We start from the raw sequence: 15,727 nt of genomic DNA, 5'->3' as shown, positions 1-15,727 counted from the left end.
GCCGGGGAAAACCGATGATAGGATGACGTGGCCGCGATTTGCGCGTATGGGCGCGCCCACAATGGCCACACTTCCCCCCGATTCCCGCGAAAATTCCGCCACCCCCGCCCCCGAGCCCAAGCGCGTGGGCATGGTCAGCCTGGGCTGCCCCAAGGCGCTGGTCGATTCCGAACGCATCCTCACCCGCCTGCGCGCCGATGGCTATGCCATGAGCGCCGATTATGCCGGGGCCGACGTGGTGCTGGTCAACACGTGCGGGTTCCTCGATTCCGCCAAGGAGGAAAGCCTGGCCGCGATCGGCGAGGCGATTGCCGAAAACGGCCGCGTGATCGTGACCGGATGCATGGGCAACGAAGCCGAAGTGATCCGCGCCCGCTTCCCCGACGTGCTCGCCGTGACCGGCGCGCACCAGTACGAAGCCGTGGTGGAAGCGGTGCACGAGGCCGCGCCACCGGCGATGGGGCCATACTTCGACCTGATCCCGCAGGCATTGGACGACATGGGCGGCGTCAAGCTCACCCCGCGCCACTACAGCTATCTCAAGATTTCAGAGGGCTGCAACCACGCCTGCTCGTTCTGCATCATTCCCGATCTGCGCGGCAAGCTGGCCAGCCGGCGGATCGACGCCGTGCTGCGCGAGGCAGAAAAGCTGGTGGCGGCGGGCACCCGCGAACTGCTGGTGATCAGCCAGGATACCTCGGCCTATGGCGTAGACGTGCGCCACGAAACGAGGCAGTGGAAGGGCCGCGAAGTGCGCACCCACATGACCGATCTGGCGCGCGAGCTGGGCCAGCTGCGCACGCCCGATGGCCAGGTGCCGTGGGTGCGGTTGCACTATGTCTATCCCTATCCGCATGTCGACCAAGTCATCCCGCTGATGGCGCAAGGGCTGCTCACGCCCTATCTCGACATCCCGTTCCAGCACGCCAGCCCCAAGGTGCTGCGCGCGATGAAGCGCCCGGCCAACGAAGCCAAGGTCCTCGACCGGATCAAGGCCTGGCGCGACATCTGCCCCGATCTGGCCATCCGCTCCAGCTTCGTCGTCGGCTTCCCCGGCGAGACCGAAGAGGATTTCCAGTACCTGCTCGACTGGCTCGATGAAGCGCAGCTCGATCGCGTCGGCGCGTTCCGGTTCGAACCCGTCGAAGGCGCCGCGGCCAACACTCTGCCCGATCCCGTGCCCGACGCGGTGAAGGAAGAGCGCTATACCCGGATCATGGCCAAGACCGAGGCGATCAGCGCGGCGCGCCTGGCCGCCAAGGTGGGCCGCACCCTGCGCGTGATCATCGACGACGTGGGCGAGCCCGACGAAGACGGCGACATCGGCGCCACCGGCCGCAGCCAGGCCGATGCCCCCGAAATCGATGGCGCGGTCTATCTGCGCAACGTGCCCGAAAGCCTCAAGGCCGGGGATTTCGTCGATGTGCTGGTGGAAGAGGCCGACGCGCACGACCTGTTCGGGGTGATCGCGGAGTAACCCCTCCGCCCCCATTCCTTCGTCACCCCGGACTTGATCCGGGGTCCCGCTTGTTCTGGACGCCTTGCGCCACCGCTCGAAGAAAAGCTGGACCCCGGATCAAGTCCGGGGTGACGTTGTATTATTGTGCCAGGTGAAGCGCCACAGCGCCGCTCAATCCAGCCGCACTTTGCCGCGCCCGGCTTTCACCGCGCCGCGGATCTTCTTGCCTTGCAGCCGCTGCACCTTGCCCACGCGGTTGAGGCGGGACTTGGCGCGCTTTTCGGGCAGATTGCACGCGTCGCGCAGCAGTTCGGCCAGCCGTTCGCGCGCGTCTTCGCGGTTGGCCTCCTGCGTGCGGAAGCGGCGTGCGGTCAGCACGATTTCGCCGCCGCTGGTGAACTTGCTGCCCGCCAGTTCCTTCAGGCGATGGAACACCGGCGGGGCCAGGCGCAGGGCGAAAACGTTGATGCGCAATTGCACCGCCGTCGCCACCTTGTTGACGTTCTGCCCGCCCGGCCCGGCGGCGGCGATGAAGCTTTCCTCCACAAGGCCCATGGCGCGGGCCACGACTGCCTCGGGAGTGTCGCTCACAGGGTAAAGCCCAGGCCCGCAATGTCGGCCGGGATCGGCGCTTCGGCCACGATCGCGTCCTTGCCTTCGCGCGGCATAACGAGGCGCGTGGCGTGGAGCAGCGTGCGCGCGGCGCCCTTGCCATCGCCATAGACCGGATCGCCCAGCAGCGGCGCGCCAAGGCCGGTCAGTGCGTGGACGCGCACTTGGTGGGTGCGCCCGGTTTCCAGGCGGAACTCCACCAGCGTGCGGCCCGGCAGGCGCGCCAGCACGCGCCAGTGGGTGACGGCGGGCTTGCCCTTTTTCGCGGCAATCATCCGCCAGCCGGCAGCGGCGCTGGAAATCTTGGAAAGGTTCAGCGCGATGGTGCCCGCCGTGCCTTCCACGTCGCCAGCGACCACGCCCCAATAGACTTTTTCCACCTGGCGCGCTTCGAACGCGGCGGAAAAGCGCTTGAGCGCCTTGGGGTTGCGGGCCAGCAGCAGGCAGCCCGAGGTATCGCGGTCCAGCCGGTGCACCGGCATCGGCGGGCGCTGGAAACCGAGCTTCAGTTCCTCGATGCGGTCTTCCAGCGAAATGCCGCCAGCGCGGGGCCGGTCGAGCGGCAGGCCGGCAGGCTTGTCGATGACCAGCGCTTCGCCGTCTTCGAACAGGATGGGGATTTCAATCATGAATTCGGGTGATGCCTTGCGCTGGCGTGCTTCGACAGGCGCAGCACGAACGGGGTTGTTGGCTGCCCCTTAGCCGCTTGCGCCCGTCTTGTCGAAGGAGTCAGGCCAGCGCTGCCGCAATTCGCCGCAGCGCCTCGTCCAGCACGGCATCGTCGGCCGCGAACGAGATGCGGAAGCCCTGCGCCCCGCCAAAGGCAGAGGCCGCCACAACCGCCACGCCATGTTCCAGCAGATGCAGCGCCAGCGCCTCGTCATCGCCAAAGCGCGCCATCAGCGGGGCAGCGTCGATCATGCAATAGAATGCGCCATCGGGCACCGGGGTGGAGAGACCGGGAATGGCGTTGATCGCCGCCACGACCTTGTCCCGCCGCGCGCGGAAGCGTTCGCGCCAATCGAGCAGGAAATCCTGCGGCCCGGCCAGCGCCGCTGTCGCCGCCGCCTGGGCGATGGAGCAGGGATTGCCGGAATTGTGCGATTGCAGCTTGGCCATGGCGCGGATCAGCCATTCCGGCCCGGCGGAAACGCCGATACGGAAACCGGTCATCGCATGGCTTTTGGAAACGCCCGATACCGTGAGGATGCGCGTCGCCAGATCGGGGCATTCCACGGCCAGCGTGGCATGGGCGCCCCCGCCATAGCGCAGCGGGGCATAGATATCGTCGGACAGCACCAGCACGCGCGGATGGCGGCGCAAGACCTCGCCCAGCGCGCGCAATTCGTGCGCCGGATAGGTGGCGCCGGTGGGATTGCCAGGGCTGTTGAGCAACAGCCAGCGCGTGGCGGGCGTGATCGCCGCTTCCAGTTGTTCCGCCGTGATGCGAAAGCCGCCCTCTGCGCGCGTCGGCAGATCGACCACCGTGGCCCCGGCAAAGCGCACGATTTCGGGATAGCTGACCCACCAGGGCGAAGGGATCAGCACCTCGTCCCCAGCGTCGAGCGTGGCCAGCAGCGCTTCGAAAATCGCCTGCTTGCCGCCGGCCGTGACGATCACCTGCGATGGCGGCACCACGATCCCCAGGTCGCGGCGGAAATGGAGCGCCGCGGCTTCGCGCAGGGCCTGGGTGCCGGGCACGGCGGTGTAGCGCGTCTGGCCGCTATCGAGCGCGGCCTTGGCGGCTTCGATCACATGGGGCGGCGTGGGAAAATCGGGTTCACCCACCGAGAGCGAAATGATGTCCTTGCCCTGCGCGCGCAGTTCGATCGCGCGGTCGGTCATCGCATTGGTGCGCGAGGGCGAGATGCGCCCAAGCGCCTGGCTGGTTTTCTGGCTGTCCATGGCGGGTCAGCCCTGCCCCAGCAGGCGGGCGGGGATCAAGCCGCGCAGGGCGTTGCCGATGAAAAAGCCCGGGGCCAGGTCATCAAGCGTGACATCGCCTTCCACCGCGCGGCCATCATCGAGCAATTGTGCGCGCAGCACACCGGGCAGCAGGCCAAGCTCGGCACGCGGAGTGACGAGCACGCCATCGCGCGGCACGAACAGGTTGGTAAAGCAGCCTTCGGTCAGCAGCCCGTCGTCGCGGCGCAGCAGGGCCTCTTGCGCACCGGCGCGGCGCGCGGCCTTGAGGCCGGCCTCATAAAAGCCGCGATCGCTGGTCTTGTGGCGCAGGCGCCAATCGCCAGCCTCCACCGGCAAGGGCAGCACCGCACAAACCGCCGCGCCATCGAACGGCGCGGGCAAAGGCGCCGCTTCCAGCGCATGGGCACCGCTCTTGGCCACGACCAGCCGCACTTTGGCCGGCGCATCGAGATCGAAACACAGCGCGTGGATGGCATTGCGCACGGCGTGCCGGTCAAACGCAAAGCCCAAGGCTTGCGCGCTTTGCTTGATCCGTTCGAGATGGCGTTCGAGCAGCGGGATGCCCGCCGCGGGATCGAAGGCCATGGTCTCGATCAGGTCGGCACTGCCGGCGTTCAGGCGCAAGAAATTCCCCTTTACCACGCATTCGCGCCATTCGCCCAGCATCGCCGAATCCGCGACCACGGCCGAACCGACCCCCATGGTCGCCCGCCCCCCGGCCGCGCCGGGATGGTCTGGCACCAGGCGCACGGTGCGAATTGCCACATTGAACGCCGCGCTGCCAGTCCCAGGTGTAGCGGCCCCAGGTGTATCGGCCCCCGGTGTTTCGGCATCCGCGCTGCCGGCAGGATCGGGCACATCGACATAGCCGATGGACCCGCAATAGAGCCCGCGCGCATCGCGCTCGGCCATGTCGATCCATTCCATCGCGCGGATCTTGGGCGCGCCGGTAATCGATCCGCAGGGGAATATCGCGCGCAAGACATCGGCCGCCGCCGTGCCGGGCACAACTTGCGCCGTCACCGTCGTCACCATCTGGTGCACGGTGGGATAGGTTTCCACGGCAAAGGCATCGTGCACTTTCACCGTGCCGGGCACCGCCACGCGCGACAGGTCGTTGCGCATCAGGTCCACGATCATCAGGTTTTCGGCGCGGTCCTTGGCATTGCCGGCCAGCGCGGCCTTGAACGCGGCGTCTTCCGCTTCGGTGCGGCCGCGCGGGGCAGTGCCTTTCATCGGGCGAACGGTGACTTGCGTTCCCTGCCACTCAAAGAACAGTTCGGGCGAGACCGACAGGTGCCAGTGCGAACCATCCCACAGCACGGCGCCGTGCCCACCGCGCGCATCCTCGCGCAGCGCGGCATAGATCGCCAGCGGATCGCCGGACCACGATCCCGCCAGCTGGAACGTGAGATTGGCCTGATAGATGTCTCCCGCGCGGATCGCTTCCTGTACCTTGGCAAAGGCGCGGGCATAGCCGCCGGACGAAAGCGCCGGGCCTAGCGGCCCAAGCCGCCCAGGCGCGCTGCTTTCGCGCGCCAGCCAGGCGCCCACTTGCGCGCTGGTCAGTGCTTTCATTTGCGCAAAGCGGGCAAACCACGCCAGCGGACCGGCCGCCCCGGTGCGCGCCGCCGCGCGCGGCGCCAGTCGCTCTTCCAGCGCCAGTCCGGCTTCATAAGCCAGCGCCCCGGCCCACCGGCCCGGCGTGGCACCGATCCGCACCAAGGCCGCTTCCACTTCTTCCGGGCGGCGGGCGATCACGATCTCGCGCGGGTCGGTATAGAGCCGGGCAGAGCCGGCATCGCCCTGGCGGGCATCGTCCAGCAAAAGGAAGGGGGCGCGTGTCATGGCCCCACGCGCATAGCGGCAAGCCGATGCGGATGCAAAAAGCCCTCGCGGGCAATCGCGCGCCATCCTAAACACGGGTGAAACCAAAACGAGAGAGTGCGGCGATGGACGAGATTTTCCTGGGCCTGGGCAACAAGGGCGAACGCGAAGTGCTGCTGCTGGGCCGGGCCAACCGCCATGGCCTGGTCGCCGGGGCCACCGGCACGGGCAAGACCGTGACGCTGCAGGGCATGGCCGAACAGTTCAGCCGTTCAGGCGTGCCGGTGTTTCTGGCCGATGTGAAAGGCGATCTTTCGGGCATCGCCATGCCTGGCAGCTCCACGTTCAAGCATGCCGCTTCGCTGGAACAGCGCGCCAGGGACCTGGGCATTGCCGACTATGCCTATGCCGACAATCCGGCGGTGTTCTGGGACCTTTATGGCGACCAGGGCCACCCCATCCGCACCACGATTTCGGAAATGGGGCCGTTGCTGCTCGCCCGGCTGATGGGCCTCAATGAAACGCAGGAAGGCGTGCTGACCATCGCGTTCCGCTATGCCGACGACAACGGCCTGCTGCTGGTGGACCTGGCCGATCTCCAGGCCGTGCTCGCCGCCTGCGCGGAAAATGCCGGTGCGCTTGCCACCAAATATGGCAACGTGACCAAGGCCAGCGTGGGCGCCATCCAGCGCCAGTTGCTGGGCCTGGAAAGCCAGAGGGCCGATCGCTTCTTTGGCGAGCCGGCGTTCGAGATCAACGATTTCCTGCACGTGGACGAACAGGGGCGCGGGCTGGTCAACGTGCTGGCCGCAGACCGCCTGATGCAGAGCCCCAAGCTCTATGCCACGTTCCTGCTGTGGCTCTTGTCAGAACTGTTCGAGGCGCTGCCCGAAGTGGGCGACCCGGAAAAGCCCTGCCTGGTGTTCTTCTTCGACGAGGCGCACCTCTTGTTCGACGATGCACCTGATGCCTTGATGGACAAGGTCGAGCAGGTCGTCCGCCTCGTCCGCTCCAAGGGCGTGGGGGTCTATTTCGTCACGCAGAACCCGATCGACATTCCCGAAAAGGTCGCCGGCCAGCTGGGCAACCGCGTGCAACACGCCCTGCGCGCGTTCACCCCGCGCGACCAGAAGGCGATCCGCGCGGCAGCAGAAACCTTCCGCATCAACCCCGATCTGAATGTGGCCCAGGCCATCACCGAACTGAAGGTGGGCGAGGCGCTGGTTTCCACGCTCGACGCCGAAGGCGCACCGGGCATGGTGGCGCGCACCCTGATCGCGCCGCCACGCTCGCGCCTGGGGCCGGTCACCCCGGCCGAACGCGCCGCGATCCAGGCGGCCAGCCCGTTTGGCGGCAAGTACGATACCTCCGTGAACCGCGAAAGCGCCGCCGAAGTGCTGGCCCAGAAGGCCGCCGATGCCGCCGCCGCCGCGCAAGTGGCGGCAGAACAGGGCGAAGCCGCGCAACGCGCGCAGCCGCGCCAATCCCCCTCGCTGTGGGGCAAGGCCGGCAAGGCCGCAGCGGGCGCCGTCGCTTCCTCTGCAGGGGCCATGATCGCGGCGCAAATCGCCGGCAAGAAATCGCGCGCCTCGCCGGTGGCCAGCGGGGTGAGCGCCGTGGTCGGCTCCATCGCCACCAGCCTGGGCGGCGAAGCCCTGGGTCGCTTCGCCCGCGGCCTGCTGGGCGGGTTGTTGCGGTAGGACGATGATGCCGGTCGCGCGGCTCGCACTCCCTTCAGACTTGGACGAGATGCTCTCGCTATTCGCTGAGTCTGAAGTGAGCGCCGCAGTGCAGCCCCGTGAACAGGCTGAGAAAATCTGGCAGCGTACGATGGCAAGCGACAGTGTTGCGGTGTTCGTTGTCGAGGTGTGTGGCGGCCTGGTGGCAACGTGCACCTTGATAACGGCACCCAACTTGTTGCGCGATGGCCGTCAGCACGGCTTTCTGGAAAACGTGGTCACGCACCCACGCCTGCGCGGACAGGGATTCGGTCGTGCCGTGGTGCGCGCTGCACTCGAGTACGCATGGGCGGCAGATTGTCACCACGTCCTGATGCAGAGCGGCAGAGCAGATCCGCGCGTCCATAGCTTTTACCAAAGCCTTGGGTTCCTGCCTGGACTTCGCGTGGGTTACGCTGCCTTGCGCCCGCAGGATCAAGCAGGCCTCACAGTCTAGCCCCGGCTTACCATTTACCACCGGCCTTGTTCCTTTCGTCACCCCGGACGTGATCCGGGGTCCAGTCGGAAGCATCGCGCTCTCATCGGCGGGCTTTGCCAAGCCTCGACCTGGAGCCGGACTGCAGGTGGCCCGCCTTGCGCCGCGGCTAACCATGCCCCCACCGACAGCCCTTCGGGCTGCCACCTCCCCCGCGTGGCGGGGGAGGATCTGGGCAATGCCGTTGGCAGATCGTTGCCTGCGGTTCGTCGAAACCGGTTGCCCCTGCAACAAAGCGCGCGCAAGCACGCGGGCATGCTCTTTTTCGCGTGAAAGGATCCCATGCGCGCTTTGCTTCTTGCTGCCACCATGCTGGCGGGCACTCTTGCCGCTACGCCGACGCTCGCCGCTTCCGAGGCGAAGGCCATTCCCGCCGCCGCAGGCACCATGCCGGTAGGCAAGCTGGGCAACGCAGTGGTGCCAAAGGCCTATCGCCTCGATTTCACGCTCGATCCGGCCCAGCCGCGCTTTTCTGGCCATGCCGAGATCGACGTGACCGTGAACGAGGGCGGCCGTTATGTGTGGATGCACGGGCTGAACCTGGGGGTGAAGCGTGTGGTTGCCAAAGTGGGTGGCAAGACCATTGCCGGCACGTTCAGCCAAGCCGATGATACCGGTGTTGCGCTCGTCACGTTCGCGCAGGCCCTTCCCGCCGGCACGGCAACGCTGGTGTTCGATTATGACGCCGGCTTCAACGATGGCCCCACCGGGCTGTTCCGCGTCCACGTGGGCGACCAGTGGTACAGCTGGAGCCAGTTCGAATCGATCGATGCGCGCGGTGCTTTCCCATCGTTCGACCAGCCCGGCTTCAAGACGCCTTATACCGTGACGATCACCACGCCCGCCGGCCAGCGCGCGGTGAGCAATGCGCCCGAAGTGGCGACCGAAACCCGCGGCAACCAGACCGTGCACCGCTTTGCCCAAACCCTGCCGCTGCCCAGCTATCTGGTGGCGGTGATGGCTGGGCCGTTCGTGAGCGTGGAAGGCACCGTGCCGGCAACGCCCCAGCGCGCCACCCCGCTGCCGTTGCGGGTCGTGTCCACCCGGCCCAATGCCGACAAGCTGAATTTCGCGCTTGATGGCACCAAGGGCATCGTCAGCCATCTGGAGAACTATTTCGGCCAGGCCTTCCCCTTCCCCAAGCTGGACCAGATCACCGCGCCGATCATGCCAGGCGCGATGGAAAACGCCGGGGCCGATCTTTACGAGGATTCGCTCCTCGTGCTCGATGACAAGGCCTCCACGTCGCAAAAGCGCAATTTCGGCATGGTCGTGGCGCACGAGCTGGCCCACCAATGGTTTGGCGACATGGTCAGCCCGGCCTGGTGGGACGATATCTGGCTGAACGAAAGCTTTGCCAACTGGATGGGCTTCCGCATCGGCAACGAATGGCGGCCCGATCTCAACATCGGCGCCGGTGCGCTGGAAGAAGGCTTTGCCGCGATGCGCACCGATGCCCTGCTCGTTGGCCGGCCGATCCACCAGCCGATCACGCGTAACAGCCAGATCGATGCGGCGTTTGACACGATCACCTATGGCAAGGGCGGCCACGTCGTATCGATGATCGCCGCGTTCATGGGCGATACCAAGTTCCGCGACGGCGTGCGCGGCTACATGGCCAAGCACAAGTACGGCAATGCCAGCACCGCCGATTTCTTTGGCGCCATGGCCGATGCTGCCGGCGATCCGCGTATCCTGCCCGCGATGCAAAGCTTTACCGACCAGCAGGGCGTGCCACTCGTCACCTTTGCGCCGGCGGGCCAGGGCAAGTGGACGGTGACGCAAAGCCGCTATGTCCGCCTGGGCACCCAGGCGCCGACCCAAACCTGGGGCGTGCCGCTGTGCCTGCGCCAGGGCGACGCCCGCGCCTGCCAGTTGCTGGTGGACCAGACCGCCACGGTCTCGATTGCCGGGACCGGCGCGCTGGTGCCCAATGCCGGCGGCACCGGCTATTACCGCTTCGAATTGCCCGCCGCGCAGTGGGACAGCCTGATCGCCCAAGGGGCCAGCTTGCCCGGCGGCGAAGCACTGGCCACGATCGACAGCCTGGAAGCGAGCTTCATGGCCGGCCGTGCCACCCCGGCCCAACTGGTGGCCGCCGCGCGCAGCTTTGCCGCCAATCCCGACAGCTATGCCAGCGATGGCGCCACCGGCCAGTTGATCGCGTTCGATACCCAGGGCCTGTTGACGCCTGCCGCGCACGATGGACTGCGCCGCCTGGTGGGCGAAGTGCGCGGTCCCCAACTGGCCAAGCTGGGCTTCGATCCGCGCGCAGGCGCCCATGCCGGCGACGATCCCGATACGCAGCAACGCCGCGTGGCGCTGGTCGCCGAACTGGCCGACACCGCAGAAGATGCTGCGCTCAACACCAAGCTGGCGGGCGCGGTGGATGCCATGCTGGCGGGCGATGCCAAGGCGCTCGATCCTGCCTTCTACAACAGCGCGTTCAAGGCCTGGCTCAAGCCGCATGGACTGGCCGGCGCCAAGACGCTGATGGAGAAGGCGCTGTCTTCGGAAGACCCGGTGCTGCGCCCGGCCCTGCTCCGCGCCGTGGGCCGCAGCAACGATCCGGCCGTGGCCAAGTGGTTGGTCGAGGACTTTTCCGACAAGCGCCTGCGCCTTTCGGAAAAGCTGATGGGCATTTCGCTGGCCATCGCTTCCCCCAAGACGGCGGATCAGGCCTTTGCCTGGGCCGATGCGCATCTCGACAGCTTGTTGTCGAGCGGCGGCGGCATTTTCCTGGCACGCAGCCTGCCGCAGGTGGTGAGCGGGTTCTGTTCGGCCGACAAGGCCAAGGCGATTGTTGCGTGGCGGCCCCGCTTTGCCAACAACTCGGGTGCGCTGGAACTCGATCGCGCGATCGAGCGGGTGCAGGACTGCGCCGTGCTCAAAGACCAGCGCGCGGCCGGGCTGTCTGCCGAACTCGCCACTGTGAAGTAACGGTTGAGCGGGGGAGGCCAGCCAGCCTTCCCCCGCAGGCAAAAAAAAGGGGCGCCTTCCTCATCTGGAAGGCGCTCCTTTTTTTAGGCGGTGCGGAAAAGCATTGGTTTATTCGACCACCGCGCCCCAATTGCCCCACACGTAGATTGCCACGAACAGGAACAGCCACACCACGTCGACGAAGTGCCAGTACCAGGCCGCCGCTTCCAGACCGAAATGCTGGCGCGGGGTGAATTCGCCGCGTTCGGCGCGGATCCAGCACACGATCAGGAAGATCGTGCCGATGATCACGTGGAACCCATGGAAGCCGGTGGCCATGAAGAAGGCTGAGCCATAGGTGTTCTGGCCAAAGCCGAACGGCGCGTGGACGTATTCGTAGGCCTGGATCGAGGTGAACAGCAGGCCGAGCAGGATCGTGGCAGCAAGGCCCTGCTTGAGGCTCTTGCGATCGCCGTGGATCAACGCATGGTGCGCCCAGGTGAGCGTGGTGCCCGAGCACAGCAGGATCAGCGTGTTGAGCAGCGGCAGGTCGAACGCGTTGATCACCGCCTCGATCGCCTTGGGCGGCCAGACGCCACCGATCACGTCGGTGTTGATCTTGCTGGGGAACAGCGAGAAATCGAAGAACGCCCAGAACCAACCGACGAAGAACATCACTTCCGAAGCGATGAACAGGATCATGCCATAGCGCTGGTGCAACTGCACCACCGGGGTATGATCGCCGGCGTGGGCTTCCTTGATCACCTTGCCCCACCAGGAAAACATGGTGAGGATCACGCCGAGCAGGCCCAGCAGCATGATCTGCGTGCCGCCGGTGATCTTGTGCATGAACAGCACGCCGCCACTGGTCATCACCAGGGCGGACAAAGCCCCCATCAGTGGCCAGATATCGGGCGGCAGGATGTGATAATCGTGGTTCTTGGCACCGGCCATGATCGTCTACTTCCCCCAAGGCTTGCCTGGCATCCTCGCCATTTGCGCAGCGGGAGCCAATTTTGTGATGGTTGCAACGTCTATCGGCCTGCGCACTGCCGGTCCAGTCAATTTGCGGCCTTGTTGAACGTATAGCTCAGCGTGATTTCCGGCACGTTGCGCGTGTTCGCGTCATCCAGCATAGCGGGGTCTACGTAGTAGACCACCGGCATGCGCACTTCCTGACCAGGCATAAGCTTTTGATAGTTGAAGCAAAAGCACTGGATCTTGTGGAAATAGGCGCCTGTCTGCTCGGGCGTCACGTTGAACACCGCGCGGCCCACGATCGGTGCGTCGGAATTGTTGCGTGCGGTGAAGAAGGCGATCTTGCGCTCGCCGATTCGCCCGTCCTGGGTCACCTGTTCGGGCTTGAACGTCCAGGGCAGGCCCGGCGCGACATTCGCGTCGAAGCGGATGGTGATCGGGCGCAGCGTGGCCTTGACCGCCGCCGCCTGGGCCGCCGTGGCGCGCTGGGTGGTGCCGGCAAAGCCGGTGGCCTGGCAGAACATGCGGTAAAGCGGCACGGCCGCATAGCCCAGACCCAGCATCCCCAGCGCCACGCCTGCCGCGATGGCTGCCACCTTGCGATTGGCACGGGCGGTTTTCTCGATTGCCGCTGCCATCGTCATTCTCCCGTTATGGAGCCTTCAGGCCCGCCTCGTGGCTTCAGGCATGGCTCGCGCCGGCCGGCCGCTGCGCCGATTGGCGATGTTCCGCCTGCACGCCCAGTTTGACGATGGTGATGGCAAAGAACAGCACGACCAGCGCGCCCAGCAGCACGCCGAGCGCACGGTTGCGCGCCTTTTGCCGGTTGCGAAAAGCCTTGAGATCAAATTGTTCCGGGTCTTTGCCCACGTCTCGTCCTCTCCCGTCAGGCCCACCCATGGAGCCCGGCAAACCGATCCAGCACCAGCGCGGCGAACAATGCAAACAGATAGAGCACGGAATAGGCAAACAGCCGCTTTTCCGGCTTCATCGTGTCGTTCGGCACACTCTGGCGCAGCCCCACGCGCAGCGCCAACGCCAGGAAGCCCAAGCCCAGCAGCGCCGCCGCCACGCCAAACACCAGCCCTGTACCACCCAGCGCCCAGGGCACCAGGCTGAGCGGCACCAAGAGCAGCGTGTAAAGCAGGATCTGCCGCCGCGTCACCCGTTCGCCGGCCACCACCGGCAGCATCGGGATGCCGACCTTGGCGTAGTCGGTCTGGACGAACAGGGCGAGTGCCCAGAAGTGTGGCGGCGTCCAGAAGAAGATGATCAGGAACAGCACCACCGGCATCCAGGTGATGTGCCCGGTCACGGCCACCCACCCGATCAACGGCGGAAAGGCCCCGGCCCCACCGCCGATCACGATGTTCTGCGGTGTGCGCGGCTTGAGCCACACGGTATAGACCCAGGCATAATAAAAGATCGAGACGGCCAGGATCGCGGCGGCCAGCCATCCGATCGCCAGGCCCATGACCACGACCGAGCCGCCCGACAGGGCAAAGCCGAAATCGCGCGCCGATTCGCGCTCCATCCGGCCCGCGGGCACCGGCCGCTTGGCCGTCCGCTTCATCCCCGCGTCCAGATCGGCTTCCCACCACTGGTTGAGCGCGGCGGCACCGCCCGCGCCCACGGCAATGCACAGGATCGCGGCAAAGCCCAGCACCGGGTGTATCTCTCCGGGCGCGGCCAACAGGCCGCACAGGCCGGTAAAGATCACCAGCGTCATCACGCGCGGCTTGGTCAGCGCAAAGAAATCGCGCCAGTCTGCGGGCATGCGCAGCGGAGTCGTCACAAGGTCCATCGTGAGGGGGCTATAGCAGTCCCGCTCATCAGGGGAAGGCAATCCGAACGGCGACGGACCGGATTGCCCGGCAGAGCGATCGCGCCGGCGGCATCGATCCGCATGCCGCAAACGCCCTGGCCCCAAAGGTGCATTGGAACCGCAAGGCAGCCCGATCATTTGCCCGATGACACGGCATGGCCCCGCGCGCATGCCGCCCCATTGCAGGAGCATGTTCCATGGCCACCGCCAGCATTGCCAAGCCGACGACCCCGCCCGACGCCACGTTCACCGACACCGCAACGCTGCGTGCGCAGGCCCGCAAGCATATCGACCAGGGGCCCGTCACCCAGTCCTTCCCCAAGGACCGCGAAGTGATCATCGCCCAGTTGAACAAGGCGCTGGCCACCGAATGGGTCTGCGTGCTGCGCTACATGCGCCACTACTACACCGCCGAAGGCCTGGTTTCCGAACCGATCAAGGCCCATTTCCTTGAGCACGCCAACGAAGAACGCGCCCATGCCGACAAGCTGGCCGAGCGTATCGTGCAGCTTGGCGGCGAGCCCGACCTTGATCCCGCCACGCTGACCCATCGCAGCCACGCCGAATACCAGGTGGGCAAGACGCTCAAGGACATGGTCAAGGAAGACCTGATCGCCGAGCGCATCGCGGTCGAGGCCTATCGCGAGTTGATCGCCTATGTCGGCGATCGCGATTCCACCACCCGGATCATGCTCGAAGGCATCCTGGCCCAGGAAGAAGACCACGCCGACGAATTCCGTGATCTGCTGGAAGGCTGGCAGGGCGAATAACTGCTTCGCCGCCCACAGCATTTCCCCTGTATCGGCGCGCGTGGGCCGGGATAAGCCCGGTCGCACGCGCGCCTAAAGCTCTGGCTGGGCTGCTACTACCGCCCCACACCACCGCGTGCCATGATCGCGCGGTCGTCAGGCCCCTTAGGCCGCATGGCCTTCTGTCAGCCGCGCATGGAGGCGCCGCACCATGCCCTTGCGCTCGGCCAATGGCAGATCGGTGCGCTGGGCCACATAGCGCAGCAAGGCATAGGCCTGGTGCGCGCGCCAGGCGGCATCCTCCTGACCAAGGCCAAGGCTGGCGAACAAGTCCGCCAGATAGGCCGTGCGCGCGTCGTCCACCGCCGCCACCGCCGTGCGCGCTGCGTCCGACCGGCGCGCCCAGCCCATGATTGCCAGTTCGAGATCGGCAGCGCGAGCGGCAGCCTGCGAATGAAACGGCAGTTCCATCAGGCGCAGGATGCGCTGCCGCACGTCGGGCTCCTCGCGGACCAGGCGGTCCTGCACCGCCAGTGTCGACCGCGCCTGCCATTCTTCCAGAACCGCTGCCAGCAAGGCACTTCGATCCTTGAAATGCCAATAGAAACTGCCCTTTGACGCGCCCAGGTCCACGGCCAGCTTTTCCACCCGCACCTGCTCCACGCTGCTGTCGGCCATCACGCTGATCGCGGCGGCGATCCAGTCTGACCGCGTGAGGCGCTTGGCGGCAGGCGGGTTTGGGTGCGGGGGCGCGGCTTGCGTCATGCCCTGGGCTTAGGCCGACGGCAGCAGCGCGTCCAGAACCGGTCTTGACCGGGGCGTCGCGCCTCACCATACGGTAGCGTATTGAGAGAGGAAACGCCGATGTCCTACGCCGCCGCTGCCGGTACGATCGTTGCCCAGATCCTGGCGCTGCCCGAATTTGCCCGCGTCCAGGCGCTGTTTCCCGATACCGGGCTGGATGAAGCGACCTTGGCCGAAATCGTCAGCGGCGCGGCCGATCTGGCCGAAGGCGTGATCGCCCCGTTCAACCTGCAGGCAGACCGCGCGGGATGCACGCTTGACCAGGGCCGCGTCGGACTCGCCCCTGGCCACCATGCGGCCTGGCAGGCCTTTGTCGAAGGGGGCTGGCCCACGCTCGAAGGCGCCACCGAATGGGGCGGCGCGGGCTTGCCGATGCTGGTCCATTCGGCGTGCGAGGAATTGTTCAACCGTGCC

General features: G+C 66.4%; 15 protein-coding genes (1 of these 15 running past the window's edge). 6 read left to right on the top strand and 9 right to left on the bottom strand.

The window, feature by feature from the left end; translation table 11 throughout:
* Nucleotides 1–61 precede the first annotated feature (61 nt).
* The gene (gene rimO, locus R9J51_RS05630; RefSeq protein ID WP_432787878.1) at nucleotides 62–1,477 is read left to right on the top strand and encodes a 30S ribosomal protein S12 methylthiotransferase RimO; all 1,416 of its coding nucleotides are present in this window, start codon (nucleotides 62–64) and stop codon (nucleotides 1,475–1,477) included.
* Nucleotides 1,478–1,630: 153 nt separating this feature from the next.
* Here the strand turns inward: rimO and arfB are convergent, their stop codons facing one another.
* The 4 genes from arfB to pabB form a co-directional block, all read right to left on the bottom strand.
* Entirely contained in the window at nucleotides 1,631–2,014 is a 384-nt protein-coding gene (gene arfB / locus R9J51_RS05625; protein ID WP_179506676.1) for an alternative ribosome rescue aminoacyl-tRNA hydrolase ArfB, read from the bottom strand.
* A gap of 32 nt (nucleotides 2,015–2,046) precedes the next feature.
* The gene (locus R9J51_RS05620; protein ID WP_169473186.1) at nucleotides 2,047–2,700 is read right to left on the bottom strand and encodes an RluA family pseudouridine synthase; all 654 of its coding nucleotides are present in this window, start codon (nucleotides 2,698–2,700) and stop codon (nucleotides 2,047–2,049) included.
* A gap of 100 nt (nucleotides 2,701–2,800) precedes the next feature.
* Nucleotides 2,801–3,976 carry a pyridoxal phosphate-dependent aminotransferase gene (locus R9J51_RS05615; RefSeq protein WP_432787877.1) on the bottom strand — a complete coding sequence of 392 codons (1,176 nt, stop codon included), beginning with the start codon at nucleotides 3,974–3,976 and terminating at the stop codon, nucleotides 2,801–2,803.
* 6 nt (nucleotides 3,977–3,982) lie between these two features.
* Complete coding sequence (pabB, locus tag R9J51_RS05610) at nucleotides 3,983–5,845, bottom strand: aminodeoxychorismate synthase component I (protein WP_179506076.1); 1,863 nt, start codon at nucleotides 5,843–5,845, stop codon at nucleotides 3,983–3,985.
* Between the two features lie 104 nt (nucleotides 5,846–5,949).
* On the opposite strand from pabB, the gene R9J51_RS05605 reads away from it, so the two are divergent.
* The 3 genes from R9J51_RS05605 (at nucleotide 5,950) to R9J51_RS05595 (ending at nucleotide 10,978) form a co-directional block, all read left to right on the top strand.
* Nucleotides 5,950–7,524, top strand: coding sequence for a helicase HerA-like domain-containing protein (locus R9J51_RS05605; RefSeq protein ID WP_179506075.1), 1,575 nt, complete (start codon nucleotides 5,950–5,952; stop codon nucleotides 7,522–7,524).
* A gap of 4 nt (nucleotides 7,525–7,528) precedes the next feature.
* Complete coding sequence (locus R9J51_RS05600) at nucleotides 7,529–7,999, top strand: GNAT family N-acetyltransferase (RefSeq protein WP_218847429.1); 471 nt, start codon at nucleotides 7,529–7,531, stop codon at nucleotides 7,997–7,999.
* Nucleotides 8,000–8,320: 321 nt separating this feature from the next.
* Nucleotides 8,321–10,978, top strand: coding sequence for a M1 family metallopeptidase (locus tag R9J51_RS05595; RefSeq protein WP_179506074.1), 2,658 nt, complete (start codon nucleotides 8,321–8,323; stop codon nucleotides 10,976–10,978).
* Between the two features lie 108 nt (nucleotides 10,979–11,086).
* Here the strand turns inward: R9J51_RS05595 and R9J51_RS05590 are convergent, their stop codons facing one another.
* The 4 genes from R9J51_RS05590 to R9J51_RS05575 all read right to left on the bottom strand — a co-directional run bounded on the left by R9J51_RS05590 (nucleotide 11,087) and on the right by R9J51_RS05575 (nucleotide 13,739).
* A complete protein-coding gene (locus tag R9J51_RS05590) occupies nucleotides 11,087–11,911 on the bottom strand; it encodes a cytochrome c oxidase subunit 3 (protein ID WP_168553779.1) in 825 nt (274 codons plus the stop codon).
* Between the two features lie 107 nt (nucleotides 11,912–12,018).
* Nucleotides 12,019–12,573, bottom strand: a complete 555-nt coding sequence (locus R9J51_RS05585; RefSeq protein ID WP_179506073.1) for a cytochrome c oxidase assembly protein — start codon at nucleotides 12,571–12,573, stop codon at nucleotides 12,019–12,021.
* A 43-nt stretch (nucleotides 12,574–12,616) separates the two neighbouring features.
* Nucleotides 12,617–12,805, bottom strand: coding sequence for a hypothetical protein (locus R9J51_RS05580; RefSeq protein ID WP_210425592.1), 189 nt, complete (start codon nucleotides 12,803–12,805; stop codon nucleotides 12,617–12,619).
* Nucleotides 12,806–12,821: 16 nt separating this feature from the next.
* The gene (locus tag R9J51_RS05575) at nucleotides 12,822–13,739 is read right to left on the bottom strand and encodes a heme o synthase (RefSeq protein ID WP_168553776.1); all 918 of its coding nucleotides are present in this window, start codon (nucleotides 13,737–13,739) and stop codon (nucleotides 12,822–12,824) included.
* 218 nt (nucleotides 13,740–13,957) lie between these two features.
* On the opposite strand from R9J51_RS05575, the gene R9J51_RS05570 reads away from it, so the two are divergent.
* Entirely contained in the window at nucleotides 13,958–14,530 is a 573-nt protein-coding gene (locus R9J51_RS05570) for a ferritin-like domain-containing protein (protein WP_179506072.1), read from the top strand.
* 144 nt (nucleotides 14,531–14,674) lie between these two features.
* Here the strand turns inward: R9J51_RS05570 and R9J51_RS05565 are convergent, their stop codons facing one another.
* Nucleotides 14,675–15,274, bottom strand: coding sequence for a TetR/AcrR family transcriptional regulator (locus tag R9J51_RS05565; RefSeq protein WP_179506071.1), 600 nt, complete (start codon nucleotides 15,272–15,274; stop codon nucleotides 14,675–14,677).
* Between the two features lie 99 nt (nucleotides 15,275–15,373).
* On the opposite strand from R9J51_RS05565, the gene R9J51_RS05560 reads away from it, so the two are divergent.
* A protein-coding gene (locus tag R9J51_RS05560) for an acyl-CoA dehydrogenase family protein (RefSeq protein ID WP_179506070.1) crosses the window boundary here: on the top strand, nucleotides 15,374–15,727 show its 5' portion. It continues 1,341 nt past the right edge of the window; the window shows 354 of its 1,695 coding nt (coding positions 1–354); its start codon is at nucleotides 15,374–15,376; its stop codon lies off the right edge, out of view.

The organism is Novosphingobium rhizosphaerae (assembly GCF_050920675.1).
In the GTDB taxonomy this organism is placed as follows: Bacteria; Pseudomonadota; Alphaproteobacteria; order Sphingomonadales; family Sphingomonadaceae; genus Novosphingobium; species Novosphingobium rhizosphaerae.
Note: the sequence above shows the minus strand (reverse complement) of the source record. Positions and strands in the feature narration are given on the sequence as shown.